This is a genomic window from Acidobacteriota bacterium, from assembly GCA_016184105.1.
In the GTDB taxonomy this organism is placed as follows: Bacteria; Acidobacteriota; Vicinamibacteria; order Vicinamibacterales; family 2-12-FULL-66-21; genus JACPDI01.
The window spans coordinates 1-16,260 of sequence record JACPDI010000037.1 but is presented as its reverse complement, the minus strand read 5'-3'; the positions used below and the strand labels follow the sequence as shown (position 1 = coordinate 16,260).

The following is a 16,260-nucleotide window of genomic DNA, read 5'->3' as shown; positions in this document are numbered from 1 at the left end:
CGGCACACATCGATTGGAGCGGCCGGGGCGGAAAAGGTGACATGCCCCCGGTGCGTCACCGAGCGGCACGGGCGAGCCGCACGCGAAAGTGCCCATTGAACGGGCTCACGTACTCGAGCCCCATTCGCTGATACGTCGTCTGAGGGATGCCGATGTCCGCGTGCGCCCGGCGTTTTCCATCATTTGAAAAAGGTTGGGGCCGGTTTCCCTCGTGGCCAGCGGATCGCCGGACAAGGCCGCCGCGGCGCGGCGAACGCGCGCATCCACGCCGCGCCGAGCCGGTCGAGGTCGCGGAAGACCAGGAGCTCGGTCACCGGGAGCGATCCTCGTACCGGCGCCACTCGCGGCCGTCCCTCTCCATGAGCGCGTCAGCTGCTTTCGGTCCCCAGCTTCCTGCGGGGTACGTGTGGAGGTCTGCCCGGCCGTCCTCCCACGCGGCGAGCAACGGCTCGACGGCAGCCCATCCCGCCTCAACGATGTCGGCCCGGTGAAACAGCGTCGAGTCGCCGGTCATCGCGTCGTACAAGAGCGTTTCGTAGCCCGTGCTTGGCCGCAGGCCGAAGTAGTCCGCATAGCTGAAATTCATCCGCACCGGACCGAGCCGCACGCGGGGGCCCGGCACCTTCGCCTCGAAGTTGAGCGCGATGCCCTCGTTCGGCTGAATGTAGAGCACGAGCTGGTTCGGCGGCAGGCATTCGACGGGAGTGTCGCGAAACAGGTGAAACGGCGCGCGCTTGAACTGTATGGCCACTTCCGTCAGCCGCTGCGGCAGGCGCTTGCCGGTGCGCAGGTAGAACGGCACGTCGGCCCACCGCCAGTTGTCCACCATCAGCTTGAGCGCCACGTACGTCTCGGTCGGCGAATCTGAGGCGACTTTGGGCTCCTGCCGGTACGCAGGAAGCGGTTCGCCGTCGATCGCGCCCCGGGCGTATTGGGCGCGCACGACGTGCCCGGCCACATCGTTGGGCGAAATGAGGCGGACGGCGTGGAGCACCTTGACGCGCTCGTCGCGCACGGCATCGGCCTGGAACGAAATCGGCGGCTCCATGGCCGTGAGCGCGAGGAGCTGGAACAGATGGTTCTGCACCATGTCCCGCAGCGCGCCGATTTTGTCGTAGTAGCCGCCGCGCTGCTCCACGCCGACGGTTTCGGCCACCGTGATCTGCACATGGTCCACGTAGCGGCGGTTCCAGATCGGCTCGAAGATCCCGTTGGCAAACCGGAACGCCATGATGTTCTGAACGGTCTCCTTGCCCAGATAGTGATCGATCCGATAGATCTGATGCTCCTGGAGCACGGTGGCGAGCAGCCGGTTGAGCGCACGCGCCGTTTCGAGATCGCGCCCGAACGGCTTTTCGATGATGACGCGGCGCCACCCGGCGCTCTCGTGCAACAGGCCGGCCGCCCCCAGTTGCTCGGTGATCGGTCCGAAGAACGATGGCGGAGTGGCCAGGTAGAACAGACAGTCACAGGTGGCGCTGCCGCTGCGATTCATGGCCGACAGCACCTCGCCGACGCGCCGATACAGCGCCGCGTCGTTGAAGTCCCCGCGGACGTACGCGAGGCGCGACTCCAGCCATTCGCACGCCGCGCTGCCGGTCGCCACGGGACTCAACTCAGACAGATCGCGGCGCACCTGTGCCCGATAGACCTCGGTGGTCATCTCCTCGCGGCCGACAGCGACCACGGCGAAGCGATCGGGGAGCAGCCCCTCGGCGTTCAGGTTGTGCAGCGCCGGCAGCAGCTTTCGCCTCACAAGATCGCCGGTCCCGCCGAAGATCACCATCGTCGATGGATCGGCCACGCGCGCCGGCCGTTCGACGACCACCTCGCCGCACGGCGCCTTCACGACTCCCGCCACCACCGCGTTCTGCTGCACCACAAATTCCCTTGATCTCATCCCTGGGACGGCGGCTCGATGTGGCCGCCGAACTGGCGACGCATCGCCGACAGGACCTTCTCGGCGAAGGAATGTTCCCGGCGCGAACGGAAGCGCGTGTACACGGACGCGGAGAGGACATCTGCCGGAACCGCCTCTTCGAGCGCCGCCATGATCGCCCACCGCCCTTCGCCGGAATCCTGCACGTAGCCGCTGTACGCGTCGAGGTGGGGATCCTGTGCGAGCGCGATGGCGGTGAGATCGAGCAGCCAGGAGCCGACGACGCTGCCGCGGCGCCACAGCTCCGCGATGTCGGCGAGGTTGAGGTCGTAGCGGTGCTCCTGGGGCAGCGTCGCGCTGCTGGCGTTGCGGAAGATGTCGAATCCCTCGGCATACGCCTGCATCAGCCCGTACTCGATGCCGTTGTGCACCATCTTGACAAAGTGCCCCGCGCCGACCGGGCCGCAGTGGAGGTACCCCTCGCTCGCGGTGCTGTGGTGCTGCTCGCGACCCGGGCTCTCCGGGACCGATCCCTTCCCTGGCGCGAGCGCTTTGAAGATCGGATCGAGACGCCGGACGACCTCGGCTTCTCCGCCGATCATCAGGCAGTAGCCGCGCTCGAATCCCCAGACGCCGCCGCTCGTGCCGGCATCCACGTAGTGCAGCCCTCGCGCTCGAAGCTCTCGGGCGCGGCGCACGTCGTCCTTGAAATAGGAGTTGCCGCCGTCGATGACGACGTCGCCGGGATCGAGCCGATCGCCGAGCGCCGCCACGGTCTCTTCCGTTGGCGCCCCGGCGGGCACCATGACCCAGACGGCGCGCGGCGCTTCGAGGTGCGCGACGAGATCGTCCAAGGTCGCCGCGCCTGTCACCCCCTCCGTGACCAGCGCTGCCATCGACGCCGGATTGCGATCGTGGACCGCCACGTGATGGCCACCGCGGACCAGCCGGCGAACCATATTGGCGCCCATCCGTCCCAGGCCGATCATCCCAATCTGCATCAACTGTCCCTTTCCGTCGACCCCGCTGATGGTGCAGGGCCATGATGACGCGCGGGGCCTCGACGACCTCGCAATTACGCGCCGGCGACCTGGACGTCGATCTTGATGGGGCCCGTGTCTTCGTTCAGCAGCCGCATCATGAGCACGCGTGCCAGCACGCCCTGGCCGCCGGGACTCCCGTCGAGCGACGGCGGATCGAGATCGGCCGGGTGGATGCTGCCGGCGCGTCCTGGATGCACGGCGATAGCCTTCACGCCGAACCTCCGCCCGTCGCCGGGTTCGAGGCGGGCGGCGACTCGGCGAGGACGGAGGCGATGAGTCCCGTCCAGCCCGTCTGATGCGAGGCCCCGAAGCCGCGGCCATCATCTCCGTGGAAGTACTCGTGAAACAGCAGGTGATCGCGGAAGTGGGGATCGTGCTGGAACTTCTCGTGCGCGCCGAGGCAGGGGCGCCTGCCGTCGGCGCCCGGCACGAACAGACGGGCCAACCGTGCCGACAACTCGTCGGCGATCTGGCGCAAATTCAGGAAGGTCCCTGACCCCGTCGGGCATTCGACCAGAAAGTCGTCGCCGTAGTAGGCATGGAACCGGCGCAGCGAGTCGATGAGCAGGTAGTTGACGGGCATCCAAATTGGGCCGCGCCAGTTCGAATTGCCGCCGAACAGACCGCTGTCCGATTCGCCAGGCTGATAGCGAAGCTGATGAGTGGCCCCGCCGATCTCGAGTCGATAGGGATGCTCATGGTGGTACTTCGAGAGCGCCCGGACCCCGAAGCTGGAGAGGAACTCGGTCTCATCCAACACGCGCCGGAGCAATCGCTTCATCCGGCCGCCTCGCAGGAGCGACAGCAGGTGCTGGCTGCCCGCGCCAGGCGTTTGCCATCGCGAGACCAGGGCCGCCAAATCGGGGCGGTGCCGCAGAAACCAGTCCATGCGTGCCGAGAACGCCGGCAGCTGTTCGAGGGCGTCCGACCTCAGCGTTTCCACCGCGAAGAGCGGCACCAGGCCCACGAGCGACCTGATGCGCAGGGGGATCGACTCACACCGGCTGCGGTCGGGGCTGTCGCAGTGCAGCACGTCGTAGAAGAAGCCGTCGGTCTCGTCCCAGAGGTCGATCCCCTGCCCGCCGACGTTGCGCATGGCGCCGGCGATATACAGGAAATGCTCGAAGAACTTGCTCGCGATGTCCTCGTACGCGGCCCGGTGCCTGGCCAGCTCGATCGACAGTCGCAACAGATTCAGCGCGTACATCGCCATCCAGGCGGTTCCATCCGCCTGCTCGATGTGTCCGTCGATGGGCAGCGGGCTGCTGCGGTCGAACACGCCGATGTTGTCGAGCCCGAGGAAGCCGCCTTGAAACAGATTGAGGCCGTGCGCGTCCTTGCGATTCACCCACCACGTGAAGTTCAAGAGCAGCTTGTGGAGTATCCGCTCGAGGAAGTCGAGGTCGCCCTGATCGCCGCGCCGCGCGCGATCGATCTCGAAGACGCGCCACGCGGCCCAGGCGTGCACGGGCGGGTTGACATCGCCGAAGCCCCACTCATACGCGGGAAGCTGCCCGTTCGGGTGCATGTACCAGTCGCGGGTCAGGAGCAGGAGCTGCTGTTTGGCAAACTCCGTATCGACCAGGGCCAGCGGCAGGCTTTGGAAGGCGAGATCCCACGCGGCCCACGCGGCGTACCAGGGATACTCCCACTTGTCCGGCATCGAAATGACGTCGGCGTTGTTGAGGTGCAGCCATTCCCGGTTTCGCCCCTCGCGTCGCGACGCGGGCGGCTGCGGCTGCGCCGGATCGCCCTCCAGCCACTGCGGCACGTCGAAATAGTAAAACTGCTGGCTCCAGAGCATTCCGGCCAGCGCCTGCCGCTGCACCTGGCGCTCCGCCTCAGACAGGTGCCGCGGGTGAATGGTGTCGTAGAACGCGTCGGCCTCGTGGAGGCGGCGGGCGATCACCTCGTCGAAGGCGGAGAACGGGTCCGGCAGCTCCTGCCGCGCGAGGCGCACTCGGAACACGGCCTCGCCGTGCGGGGCGATCGTACGGCGCCAGATCACGCCCACCTTGGAACCCTGTCCGGCGGGGTTGATCGCGCCCTCATCGCCGTGCACGACATACTGGTTCAGGCCATCCTTGTAGTACCCACCGTCGCCCCGGGCGCCAAAGAGCCGCGTGTGGTTCGTGTCGTTGTCGCAGACCGCCAGCACGTCCGGCCCATCGCAGTGCAGCACGAATGAGCCCAGCGTCGGGTGTGACAGATCGACCCGGTCGCGTCCGCGAGTCTGGAGAGTCGGCCGATCGGGCCACCGGCCCCACGACCACGTGTTGCGGAACCACGCCTGCGGCATGACCACGAGGGGGGCTTCGACCGGACCGCGATTACACACGCGGACCTTCAACAGAATGTCCTCCGGCTCGTGCTTCGCATACTCGACGAAGACGTCGAAATACCGATCCTCGTCGAAGGCGCCCGTGTCGATCAACTCGAATTCCGTGGTCGCACGACCCCGCTGGCGGTTGACCGTCACCAACGACTCGTACGGATAAGCGGACTGCGGGTACTTGTAGAGCATCCGCAGGTACGCATGCGACGGCACGGCGTCGAGGTAGTAGTAGATCTCCTTGACGTCCTCTCCGTGGTTGCCCTCCGGGCCCGTGAGGCCGAAGAGGCGCTCCTTCAGGATCGGATCGCGCGTATTCCAGAGCGCCACGCCGAGACACAGCCGCTGGCAATCGTCGCTGAATCCCGCGAGCCCGTCTTCGCCCCAGCGATAGGCGCGGCTGCGCGCCATGCCATGGGGAAAACTCTCCCAGGCCGTGCCGGACAGGCTGTAGTCCTCGCGGACGGTTCCCCACTGGCGTTCGCTCAGGTACGGACCGAAGCGGCGCCAAGGCTGTTCCCCCGTTCGCTCGTTCGCCAGGCGTTCGTGCTCCGGCGTGAAACGCATGCGTTCGCTCCAGGATTCAGGCGGCATGGACCGCGCGGACAGGCCACGGCGATACGGCGTCGAGCCTCGGCGGCAGAAGGAGCGCCAGCGCGGCGCCGAACGCGGCGTGGGCGGTCAGCACCGTGGCGGCCAACTGCCAGCCGAAGTGCGAGCAGGCCGACTCTCAATGCAAGCATATGCGCTCTGCGTTCCATGCGCCGCCGCGCAGGGGGATCGAACCTCATTCCGTGACACGGCCGGTGCCCGCAGCATTGCAGGCGCCCGTCACAGGCTCCGGCAATGGTGCGCGCGCCCGATACGCTCGCGACCGAACGAACCCGTTTACGTCAGGCTGCCTTGAGCAGCGCCCCGAGCTCGCCCGCGCGTGCCCGTGCGTCGGCTTCGCCAAGGTCGAGCAGCCGCTTGAGGTAGTCGGGCTGAAACATGATCAGGCTCAACATGCTGCTCGAGCGCAGCTCGCGGGTCCCGAGGCCGCGTGTGAGAAACCGAAAGGCCGGAGGAAGCCGCGGTTCGTACTCGCGGGCGAGACGTCCAAGGTCCTGAGACGGACGCAGGACCTGCAGGTCCACGTGCCGCAGCGACGCGCGCCCGCCCTCGGGCAGCGCGTCGACGAGAAGATTGATGCGCTGCAGGCGTTGCGCGTCAGCGTCGAGCAGGTCGAGAAAGATGGCATCCAGAAGCACACCAGCCACCTGGGCTGGTGGCGGATATTCCTCGATGTCTGTCGGATTCGGCCCCTCACGCGACGCGCGGGTCGAAATCGCGAGAATCCGATCCGCGCCGAGGTGGACCGCCGGCGACAGCGGCGCCGTCAGACCGACGCCACCGTCCCCGTACCACGCGCCAGCGATCTGGACTGCCGGAAACACCAGCGGCAGCGCAGCGGACGCCATGACGTGCTCAACGGTGACCGGACCGTTGATGCTCTTGCGATCCGAACGCTCCCACAACTCGATCCCGCAGCCTCGCACCCACGTGACCGACTGGCCGGTGGCATAGCTGGACGCCGTCAGCGCGACGGCTTTCAAGGAGCCGTCGGCGATGTTGTGGTCGACACCTGTCAGTATGCCGTTCTCGGCACCAAGCGCGCCCGCCAGAAGCTGTCGCAGAGGGTCCGTGTCGACCAGGCTTCGCGCACGCGGCGCGTGCCGACTGCCGCCTGACAGCAGGCGTGTGCCCCAACGGGCGATATTGAGGGCGAGGCACACGAGGTCCACGCGAAAGACATCCTCGACACTGAGGCTGGCCCACAGGTTCGCGAGCGCATCGAGCCGGTCACGGAAGGTGCCCGGATGGGCCGCGAGATAGGCGGCGTTGATCGCTCCCGCGCTCACACCCGTGAGAATGTCAGGAGAGAAGTCGGGAAACCGGCTGGCCAGGAAGCGGAGGAATCCGACCTGGTAGGCGGCCCTGGCGCCGCCGCCGCTCAGGGCGAGCGCCAGCCGCGCCGGATTCGGCCACAACAGGTGACGGCAGTCCAATTCGTCGCCCTCGCGAAGGTCGTCCATATCATTTCAGTCTTTCGGAAAGGCGGTTCGTTTCACCGAACGTGACGCCGTAACGTTCTTCGCATCGCGGAGACCAAGTACCAATGGGCACGTTCGACGAGCTCCCTGTCTGGCTGCGAACAACGCTCAAGGTCTATCCCTGGCGACGCGTGCACCCGGTGCCGTGCTCGCCCTTGCGGAAGCCTCTTGCCAGGTGCCGCGTTGCGCTCGTCACGACTGCCGGCCTCGTGCCCGCCGGGCAGACTCCTTTTGATGAGCGTATCAAGGGCGGCGACTGCTCCTACCGCATCATCTCTGCCGATACGGACGTCCGCAGCCTCGGCGAATTTCATCGCAGCCAGTCGTTCGACCACGCCGGCATCGTTCAGGACCGCAACGTCGCGTTTCCGCTCGATCGACTTCGTGAGCTCGCCCGAGCGGGTGAGATTGGCGAGGTGGCCACAAGGCATCTCTCGTTCATGGGGTCGATTACGGCGCCCGGCCGGCTCGTCGAGCACACCGCGCCAGACGCGGCGCGAATCCTCGTCGCCGATGGTGTCGATATCGCGCTTCTCGTCCCCGTTTGACCGTTCTGCCATCAGGCGGTCGGCCTGATCCAGGCGGAACTCGAGCGGCAGGGCATCACCAGCGCATCTATCACGATGCTGCGGGACATCACGCGCAAACTCTCCGGGCCACCAGCGCGCCTCTCGGCGGAGAGACACGCGCCGCTGGCGCTCCGCACACGCCGCACCGTGCGGGGCGAACCACTGACGCCTCAACGGTCGCACCGGTGCGCACGCAGGGAAACACTGGGCGAGGTCCTGGGCTCGCAGGTGATCCGCGACCCCAGGACCCGAGTTCGGCGTGCTCTTACTGCGCGACCAGCTCCACGCGCCGGTTCTTCGCGCGGCCGTCCTCCGTGGCGTTGCTCGCCACCGGCGCGTACGGGCCGGCACCGTGCGGCGCGAGCCGCTTCGGATCGACGCCCTTCCGCTGGAGCGCCTTGACGACCGACGCCGCGCGGGCGCTCGAGAGCGCGACGTTCGCGTCGACCGTGCCGACGTTGTCGGTGTGCCCGACGACCCACACGCGAAGCGCCGCGCTGGCCTGCAGCAGCTTCACCACCTCGGCGAGCGCCGCTTCGGACTCGGGCTTCAGCTCGGCCTTGCCCGTGTCGAAGAAGATCCCGGGCACCTCGACGTGCCCGGTCGCCGCCAGACCGCTTCCGAGCGCCTCGGCATTCCCGACGACGTCCTGCTTCATCGCTTCCCGCTCGACGATGTACAGGTGGTAGTTCATGCCGGCGTTGACCGGGGCGACTTCAATCCAGATGTCCTTGCCGTCCTTGGCGATCCGCATCGTCGTGCGAGCGGTGTCCTCGTAGACGGTCTTGCCCCCGAGTTTCGCCACGGCGGCCTGGTAGTTCCGCATGATCTGGAGAGGGCTGACGCGGGTGGTCACGGCCCGGTCGAACGTGTACGTATAGTGGCGGACGCGCCCTTCCACGCGTTCGAGCGGCGGACGCGGTTGCACCCTGAACGCGTGGACGTCGAACTGCCGCTCGTCAACGGCGCGCGGAGTCGAGAGATAGTAGTTTGGTATCCGCGAGAGCAGTTCGGGGTCTGTGAAGTTCTTGACGTCCTTGGTCTGCGCGAAGGCCGTGAGCGCCGACGCGCACAGGCAGCAGACGAACAGCGCGAAGCCACGCCAATTCACGAGAGCCTCCTTGGGCTGACCGGACCCTTGCGCCTACATAAGTCCGGCTTCGTTGAGGGGAGAACGGAAGGATAGTTCCGAGCGGCCGGCGTCATTATACCCGGCCGCTCGGGTGCGGCGCGTTACCGGGCGGGCAGCTCCTTCAGCCACTCGGTGGCGAACGCTCGGGCCGCCTCCGTGGCTTCGCGTCCGGCGCGGAAGCACAGCTTCCACTCGGCCGGCTTCTGCTCGAGCGCGGGGTCCTCGAACCGCATCACCGATCCCTGCTTCACGAGCGTCGCGTCGAATTTCACGTCGGCGCTCAGCGCGAGAAACTGCCGCAGGCGCGCCGCGATGAGCACATCGGGATTGGCCGGATGGTCGGCGCTGTACGTCGCGAGCCGTTCCTGGTACTGGCGCTCCTGTTCGGCCTGCTGCTGCGTGATCGCCGACTCCATCATCGCCTGGTACTCGGAGTTCTTCTTGAGCTCGTCCTGCTGCGCCTTCATCTGCTTGACGACCTCCGCCATCTGCTGCTGCATCTCCGGGGGCATCTTCTTGATGTTGTCTTCCATCTCCTTGATGCCCTTGGCGGCCTCGGCGTCCTGCTCGGCCATCGTCTTGACGCGGTCGCCGCCTGGCCGCGGGCGATTCGCCTCGAGATATTCGGCGTATCGCGTCTTGAACCTCGCCGACTGCGTGTAGGTCTTCAGCGTCGCGCCGAGGGCGCGCACGATGGCCGTCCTGGCGGCGGGGGCCGCCGCCTTGAACACGTTCTGCCCTCCGGGCACGTAGGGGGACCCGTCCCAGATCGCGTCGAAGAAGCTGTTCTGGGCCTCGGACTCGCGGACCGAGAGCTGCTGAAGCACGTCGCCGGCCTGCGACAGCACGCCCACGGCGGGAACGGCGAACAGGCCAAGGCACGCACCCAGGGCCGCGAGCGGCCGGGCCAATCGGCGTCTCATGCGAACACCTCCAAATGTATGCGGCGGGATGCGCTAGGTTACCTCATTCCGCCCGCGCATGAGGTCGCCGCCAGGCGGCGCGGCGTTGAATCATGCGGAGGTTGAAACGTAGACGCCCTTGCCGCCGTGGGCTTCGACGAGGTGCGCCTTCTGTCGGTTTCGCGCCAAGTGATCGAGCATCGCGAGGTATACGGTGTGTTTCACGAGGTCGCCAGAGTTGCCGGCGTTCTTGTCTTGCCGACTCGGCGACGTGAGGTCCTGGCGACTGATCATGAGGGCGGGATCGGGTTGTTTCGAGCAGGGGGCAGCAATATACGAGCTGGTCCTGCCAGCCAGCACAGTTACCCGGCGGCGCGTTGCGTACCACGCTGTCCGAATCGCCTTGCGCGAGAAGATCTCTAAGATCGTCGAAGGTCTTGACGGTGCGGAACTGCTTTGTAGGCGCGACGTACACAACCACCGGTTTGTGATCGCGGGACAGGTTGACGACGTTGTTGACTGTGCCCTTGCTCTTGCCGTCCCAGAGCATGAGTCCGTACTCAGCCGCCTCCGCCATCGCACGGTCCTTGATGGAGTAGTACTCGAAACCCCTGGCGCCATGCGGGGCCACCAGCTGGCGGGTGGGCCAGCCCCCGACATTGTTCCGGCAGTGGTCCTTCATGCAGTGCACGAGGACGTTCGGATACGACTTGTCGGCAAGATACCGCTGAACCGCCTTGTCGGCACCGTTCGCGTCACCGACGAGGATCTGAAAGCCCTTCTCGACCATCGTGTCGAGACGGGTCTTTACCTCGGCGGGAAGCCGCGAGATCTGCCGTGAACCAGCGACGAAAACGTCGGTGCCCGCCTGGATGGCCGCCGAGAGCAGCGGGGCCCGCTCGTGCAACGGGACGTTCTTCATCTGCGGCGTCGCCGTGGTCTTGATCGCCGCGGATGCCAGGGACGGGACTCCGAGACTCGTGGCGACTCCCTCAGCGATGAGCACAGCCGGCTGCTTCGTCCGGTGCAAGGAGGGCGGCGGCGGGACCACACAGTCGACAAGGCCGCTCCACCGTTTTGTGATGAAAGCGACGGCAGTCTCGATAATGTCATTCAGCCTGCCGTTTCGATACTTCAACTGATACACGAGTTCGCCAAGCGGCGAGCGCGTTGTTTCGAACTGCATGTGCTCACCGAGATACCCGATCGGACGGCTTGAAACGACGTGCCGATCCAGCACGAACCCCTCAGCCCAAGGGCCGTCAATACGCTCCGGATGGACCTCCACAATCGCCACGAATCGACACCTCGTGAGACCCGTTCGCCGCCACAAGAAGGCCTCCGGCACGGGCCATCATCACTCGACCATGGTAGTCCGGTAGAGGCACGTTCGAGTCGGTTTCGGAGCCGGTCTTCATGCAGGATTGCGGACTCGGGCCATGAAACGGCTGACGCCGCGAGGCGCGACAAAAGGCGGTGGTTGTCGTTGTCGTGAACGGTCGTCTGCTTGCCGTTCGGTGTACCGCCACCTGAACGGAAGAAGGCTCGCGCAGCCGCATCGACCACACTGTCAACGATTTACTCGTGGTGCAACGAGCCCACAGCGGACAGCGCTCTTTGTCGGCCGCAATCGGGCGCTCGCAGTCCGCGCTGCCAATGCGGGCGTGAGCAACCCCCGGTTTTGACCGGGCAGCGACCGGACCCCGGCCCCGGGGGGTTGCTCACGTCCTAATGTCGGTGGCGCCATCTCTCGCCGTAACCGCACCCGCCTTCAGCTACTTGCGGGCGATTGAGACCCAGATGTAATTGGCGGGGCCGACGAGACTCGAACTCGCGACCTCCGGCGTGACAGGCCGGCACCGATGACAGCCCAACGCAGCCGACCCCGGAAAATCGGGGTCGGCCCTCACGCCGCTCGGCAGTTCGAGGCCGCTCGTAGCCGCGTGTTCCGGAAAGACTTGCAAGTTCTTGCAAGGAGATGAGGGCGCGGGCCGGACGATGGCTCCTGCGTTGCCAATCTCGTGCGCGCCCGGAACGTCATCGGTCCCTTCACCGGTAACACCTACGAGTGGTCGGAGGGCGGGAACTGTAATGGCCTCCCCTCCAGCTGCGGCTCGGCAACGATGCGAAGGAGCGTCCCGATGACGGTGATGGCGGACCCAGCTTTCTCGAGCGGGGCGCCCGGCCGGGCAAACCGCCTTCGCGGCGCACTCAGTGACGGCTGCCGAGCGCCTTTCGACGCTCCGTCGACTACACCGGGAGACGAAAGCACAGACAGATCACCGGTGGCAGCTAGCGCGCCTGACGGTGCACGCCACGCGCTCAGGCGACCGGACAAGTCAGAGGAAATGGTCGAGAATGCATGGCCCTCCTTCGGGAATCCGGCGACGCCCAAGTTGCGCGACGCAACAAGCTGTTGCGCAACGCTATGATGCGTCGCGCACCAATCCGCAATCCGCGATTCGCGTCGAGCGTCAGAATCGAACGTGAATTCGGCTTTCCGTCGCGCGGGTTCGTTCGTGAAGGACGGGTACGAGAGTTGCCCTTCTGTGCGGGCGAAGCCGCCACATTGACGGCTAACGATACAACTCGCGTTTACCGACTTGGCCGCGTAGCTGCGGGATGCCCCATGGGGCATCGTCTTGTGGATTACCGTGAGAAAACGAACTTGTCTCTTGGGTCGCCGGCACCCAGGAGCCGACGACGGCATGCGCATCACAGGATTTAAGCGTCTTCACGGGCACTCGGTGGGCCTTCTTCCCGTGCTCGTGAACGCGAGTACAGCCCTCACGGTCGCGTGCCTGCCATATTGCGGTCAGGCCGATGTGAGCGCCTTTGAACAATCAGATTTGCTCCACCGTGTCGAGAGCGCCATCTGGAGTCTGCGCGAGGAGCTCGAGCCGGTGATGCGAGTGGAGCCGGAGCGCGCCGACGTCCACGCACTGGCGCTCGCCGCGGATATCGCCGGCTCCGACAGTGGCAATCTCGCTCGGCGGGAGCTCGCTCGTCGTGTATGCGCCGATGCGCCGCCTGCCTCGGACGCACCGCCTGTCCGGCCGAACGAGGGGCATGCGGCGCAGGTACTCTTGGCGCTGCTCACTGTTTCCGGCGCTTGGTCCAACCCGCCGTGCACAGACGGCCCCACCGAAGTCGTCGAATTCGAGCAACGCAAGAGCGGGTACGGCTTGGCGGCGATGCTCATGCGATCGGCCCTTGCGGATCGAACGCGCGCCGCTCGAGGTGGCCACGCGACAGACGAAGAGTGGTGCGACTCGGACGTGCGCCGTCAGTTGACTCGACGCCTGACCGCCCTCGACCTGTCTTGGTACATACAGGCCCTGGCAATCGCTCCACAACGGGCTCCAAAGCCCTTCACAACAACGTGGCGTGACGAGTCGGATCGACTGCAGTCGCTTCCAGAACTCATAGCAAACCAGTTGGCGTATGCCTCCCACGCTCGCACGGATCCGTCCGTCAACTACCTTACCGAGTACGGGGTCCACACTCTGGCCATGCTCGTGGTGGTCCAGGATGTATTCAGTCAGGATCCGACGGCCGCCTCTTACATGGTCCGGTATGGACAAGAAGCCCAACGGCTGCACGGAGAGCTGGTCGACATCGCACTCGCGAACGAGCCGGAAACCCGGTCTTCTCTGTCGCTGCTCGCGCATCTGGTCCAAATCGGGTTCTGTGGCTCTCCATATTCTCGCGACTGGGGATACTCGCCTGCTCACCCCACGCCGACCGACTCGGCGGAGCTGGTGCGGAGGCTCGCCGCCAGAGCGACGGATGGCAGCACGAGGAGCGGATCCTTCGTGCTCACCGTTCACATGTACTGGGCGCTCGAGAATGTCCGGCACCGATTGATCGCAGGAACGCGCGAGCACAGTCGGGCGCGCTGTGCCTGCATTTGAGTCGCGGAAGGAGGAGATTACCATGCTACGCGTCATGTTGTTAGCCGTGCTCGTCGGCGCCCCTGTTGTCGTAGGCCCGACACGCGCCGCCGACTCCACACCCCCCGTTCAGGAGCAGCCGACATCGCAGGCCGTCATCCGGTCACTGGCGCCCGATCCGGGGAGCGCTGTTCACTTGGCTGGGGTCGCTCTTGAGACATTTCCCGACAACAGCCAGCGATTACATATTCGGGTCCGTGCGGAGGGCCGCAGGGGGGCGTTCATCTATTACGTGATGGCGGACACGCGGGCTGGCACATATCGCGCCTTCCCACTGAACGGCCATCCCTTTCGCGACCCGGCCGTTCGCGCATATCTGGAGCGGCTCAAGGGGCGGCTCCAGCACGAAGGCGGGTGGCAGCGCTACGAACAGCTGTTGTCGCAGGCACCTGTCGCCGAAGACGAGACCACCCTCGTCGGACTGCAACGCATGGTGTTGCCCGCCGAAGAACCGCCGCCGGTGTGCACTTACTGCCCGCCAGACCGGCTTTGCAGTGGCAACGGCTTCTCGAGGGCGATCACGTGGGACCCGGCTCCGGTCGAACTCACGCGGACGGACAATACATTAGACTGGAGCCGTGATGACTCGCCCACCGGGTGCAAATGGAACGCCCGGCAATCGAAGAACTGCTGGGCCGCCTATCCGGCGCCACTGCCACCGCCGTTTAATACGCATTGGTACGTGGACTCGTGCATTCTCGGCCCGCTCTTCAAAGACGAGCTGTACGCGTCTGGAATGACGCAGGCGGCTTTTCATAACGACGATTTCGGGGACCCGACGCGGCGGACGTCGGTGATAAACAACGCGTTGACGGAGTTCAACGGTTCGACGGTCATTCACGGATACCAGTTCTACGCAACGGGTGAGGGGTACACGCTTCTCGATGCCACCGTTGCTGGTGCCCACTACAATAACTGCAGTTGACGGGTCCTTGGGAGTAGGCGTGGCAGCCGTGAGACTGTCGGGAGGTGGCGAGGTGCCAGGGGGTTTTGTCGTTCGAATGTCAGTTGGACTCCTCTGTCTTCTGAGTGTGGCGCCGATGGGGCTGAAGGGCCAAGGCGCAGGGCTCGACCGGCGCATCACCGCACCCATGCGCATCGAGGTTACGAAAGATGCGTCGAAGCCGGAGGAGGTCATCAAGTCACGAATGTCGATCCTCTCCAGAGTCGCGCGCGTCTCGACGGGATTCGAGGAAGCGCTCGATCCTCCGGTGGACTCGCGGCTGCGCGATAGCGTGGACCTGCGAGGCATGACCGTCAGGCAGGCGCTCGACACGCTGATTGCTCTGGATCCGCGGTACGAGTGGCGCGAGGTCTTCGGCGTCGTGACGATGCGGTCGAGAGCAGCCTGGGATGACTGTAACCATTTCCTGAATCGTCAGGTCGCATTCGAGCGACAGGCTTTGACCACCGCGTCTGTGAGCCGCGCGTTGTTGCACCTGATCGATCCGACTGTTCCTGAGCGTCCATCTCGTGAACCTCCGGGCCCGGCGCCGAAGCTGTTCTCGCTGGAGGTAACTAACGGAACGTTATTAGAGGTGTTCAACGTAGCCGCGACGAAGGGCCAGTTGTTCTGGTCAATCACGTACGGCGCCGAAGAATCGGAGGGTCGCTGGATAGAACTGAGTCTGGAGAGTCTGGATGGCCCGAGGGTCGGCTGGGCCGGGAGTCTGCGTCCATTAAAGGGTAGCTGCACGCGCTAGCGCTGCCCGCTGCCGGGGTGCGGTTGCGCCAATCCAGCAAGCGCACTGCCTGGGTGCAGGCGGTTCGGTTCAGGACGCAACGTAGGCGCAGGGCCGTTCGCGTTCATTCGACACCATACTTGCGAAGCCGCCGCCAAAGGGTCGACCGATTTATCCCGAGGAGCCTCGCGGTACGGGTGCGATTCCATTGATTCTCCGCGAGCGCGCTCAGGGTTCGCTTCGCCATGGTGTCACCTCGTGTTTTTTCGACACCCGGCTTGCACGCCAATGCCGAGACCACCGCATCTTCGGTAATCTCGTCTCCATCACTCATCGACGCTGCATATGCAATGACATTTCTGAGCTCACGAACGTTCCCCGGCCAAGAATGGCTTTTCAGTAAGGCGAGTGCCGCGCGGTTTATCCCAAGGACTCGCTTGCCCGTCGACCTTTCGGATTGGCCCAGAAGCAAGAAGTATTCTATGAGGGCTTCAATGTCATCTGGACGTTCACGCAGCGGGAGGATAGGCGTTCTGGCGACCGCAAGCCTGAAGTACAGATCGCGGCGGAAACGACCTCGGCCGCATTCGTCGACGAGGGAACGGTTGGTCGCCGCGACTACCCGGACGTCGATCCGTTTGCTCCGCGTATCCCCAACCCGACGGAGTTCGCCAT

The 16,260-nt window shown here is 65.4% G+C and carries 13 protein-coding genes and 1 tRNA gene; 4 read left to right on the top strand and 10 right to left on the bottom strand.

All coding sequences use genetic code 11. From position 1 onward, the window contains the following. Nucleotides 1-310 precede the first annotated feature (310 nt). The 5 genes from HYU53_13450 to HYU53_13430 all read right to left on the bottom strand — a co-directional run bounded on the left by HYU53_13450 (nucleotide 311) and on the right by HYU53_13430 (nucleotide 7,329). Entirely contained in the window at nucleotides 311-1,900 is a 1,590-nt protein-coding gene (locus HYU53_13450; GenBank protein ID MBI2222198.1) for a glucose-6-phosphate dehydrogenase, read from the bottom strand. Further along, a complete protein-coding gene (gnd, locus tag HYU53_13445; protein MBI2222197.1) occupies nucleotides 1,897-2,880 on the bottom strand; it encodes a decarboxylating 6-phosphogluconate dehydrogenase in 984 nt (327 codons plus the stop codon). Before gnd ends, HYU53_13450 begins: the two co-directional genes overlap by 4 nt. A 74-nt stretch (nucleotides 2,881-2,954) precedes the next feature. Further along, complete coding sequence (locus HYU53_13440) at nucleotides 2,955-3,134, bottom strand: hypothetical protein (protein ID MBI2222196.1); 180 nt, start codon at nucleotides 3,132-3,134, stop codon at nucleotides 2,955-2,957. Next, nucleotides 3,131-5,821, bottom strand: a complete 2,691-nt coding sequence (locus HYU53_13435; GenBank protein ID MBI2222195.1) for a glucosidase — start codon at nucleotides 5,819-5,821, stop codon at nucleotides 3,131-3,133. Before HYU53_13435 ends, HYU53_13440 begins: the two co-directional genes overlap by 4 nt. 326 nt (nucleotides 5,822-6,147) lie before the next feature. Next, complete coding sequence (locus HYU53_13430) at nucleotides 6,148-7,329, bottom strand: patatin-like phospholipase family protein (protein ID MBI2222194.1); 1,182 nt, start codon at nucleotides 7,327-7,329, stop codon at nucleotides 6,148-6,150. Nucleotides 7,330-7,412: 83 nt separating this feature from the next. On the opposite strand from HYU53_13430, the gene HYU53_13425 reads away from it, so the two are divergent. Beyond that, nucleotides 7,413-7,895 carry a hypothetical protein gene (locus tag HYU53_13425; GenBank protein ID MBI2222193.1) on the top strand — a complete coding sequence of 161 codons (483 nt, stop codon included), beginning with the start codon at nucleotides 7,413-7,415 and terminating at the stop codon, nucleotides 7,893-7,895. A 286-nt stretch (nucleotides 7,896-8,181) separates the two neighbouring features. Here HYU53_13425 and HYU53_13420 read toward each other — a convergent pair whose 3' ends face one another. The 4 genes from HYU53_13420 to HYU53_13405 form a co-directional block, all read right to left on the bottom strand. Further along, nucleotides 8,182-8,742 (bottom strand): OmpA family protein, encoded by a 561-nt coding sequence (locus HYU53_13420; GenBank protein ID MBI2222192.1) that lies wholly within the window; start codon nucleotides 8,740-8,742, stop codon nucleotides 8,182-8,184. A 407-nt stretch (nucleotides 8,743-9,149) separates the two neighbouring features. After that, nucleotides 9,150-9,971, bottom strand: coding sequence for a hypothetical protein (locus HYU53_13415; GenBank protein ID MBI2222191.1), 822 nt, complete (start codon nucleotides 9,969-9,971; stop codon nucleotides 9,150-9,152). A 43-nt stretch (nucleotides 9,972-10,014) separates the two neighbouring features. After that, nucleotides 10,015-11,247 carry a hypothetical protein gene (locus HYU53_13410; protein MBI2222190.1) on the bottom strand — a complete coding sequence of 411 codons (1,233 nt, stop codon included), beginning with the start codon at nucleotides 11,245-11,247 and terminating at the stop codon, nucleotides 10,015-10,017. A gap of 510 nt (nucleotides 11,248-11,757) precedes the next feature. Further along, nucleotides 11,758-11,837, bottom strand: a tRNA-Asp gene (locus HYU53_13405). A gap of 821 nt (nucleotides 11,838-12,658) precedes the next feature. On the opposite strand from HYU53_13405, the gene HYU53_13400 reads away from it, so the two are divergent. The 3 genes from HYU53_13400 (at nucleotide 12,659) to HYU53_13390 (ending at nucleotide 15,606) form a co-directional block, all read left to right on the top strand. Beyond that, the gene (locus HYU53_13400) at nucleotides 12,659-13,864 is read left to right on the top strand and encodes a hypothetical protein (GenBank protein MBI2222189.1); all 1,206 of its coding nucleotides are present in this window, start codon (nucleotides 12,659-12,661) and stop codon (nucleotides 13,862-13,864) included. A 22-nt stretch (nucleotides 13,865-13,886) separates the two neighbouring features. Then, nucleotides 13,887-14,828: a hypothetical protein gene (locus HYU53_13395; GenBank protein MBI2222188.1), complete on the top strand. Its 942-nt coding sequence runs from the start codon at nucleotides 13,887-13,889 to the stop codon at nucleotides 14,826-14,828. Nucleotides 14,829-14,943: 115 nt separating this feature from the next. Next, a complete protein-coding gene (locus HYU53_13390) occupies nucleotides 14,944-15,606 on the top strand; it encodes a hypothetical protein (GenBank protein ID MBI2222187.1) in 663 nt (220 codons plus the stop codon). Between the two features lie 103 nt (nucleotides 15,607-15,709). Here the strand turns inward: HYU53_13390 and HYU53_13385 are convergent. After that, nucleotides 15,710-16,260, bottom strand: a 551-nt coding sequence (locus HYU53_13385) for a sigma-54-dependent Fis family transcriptional regulator (protein MBI2222186.1), incomplete at its 5' end; no start/stop codon positions are given.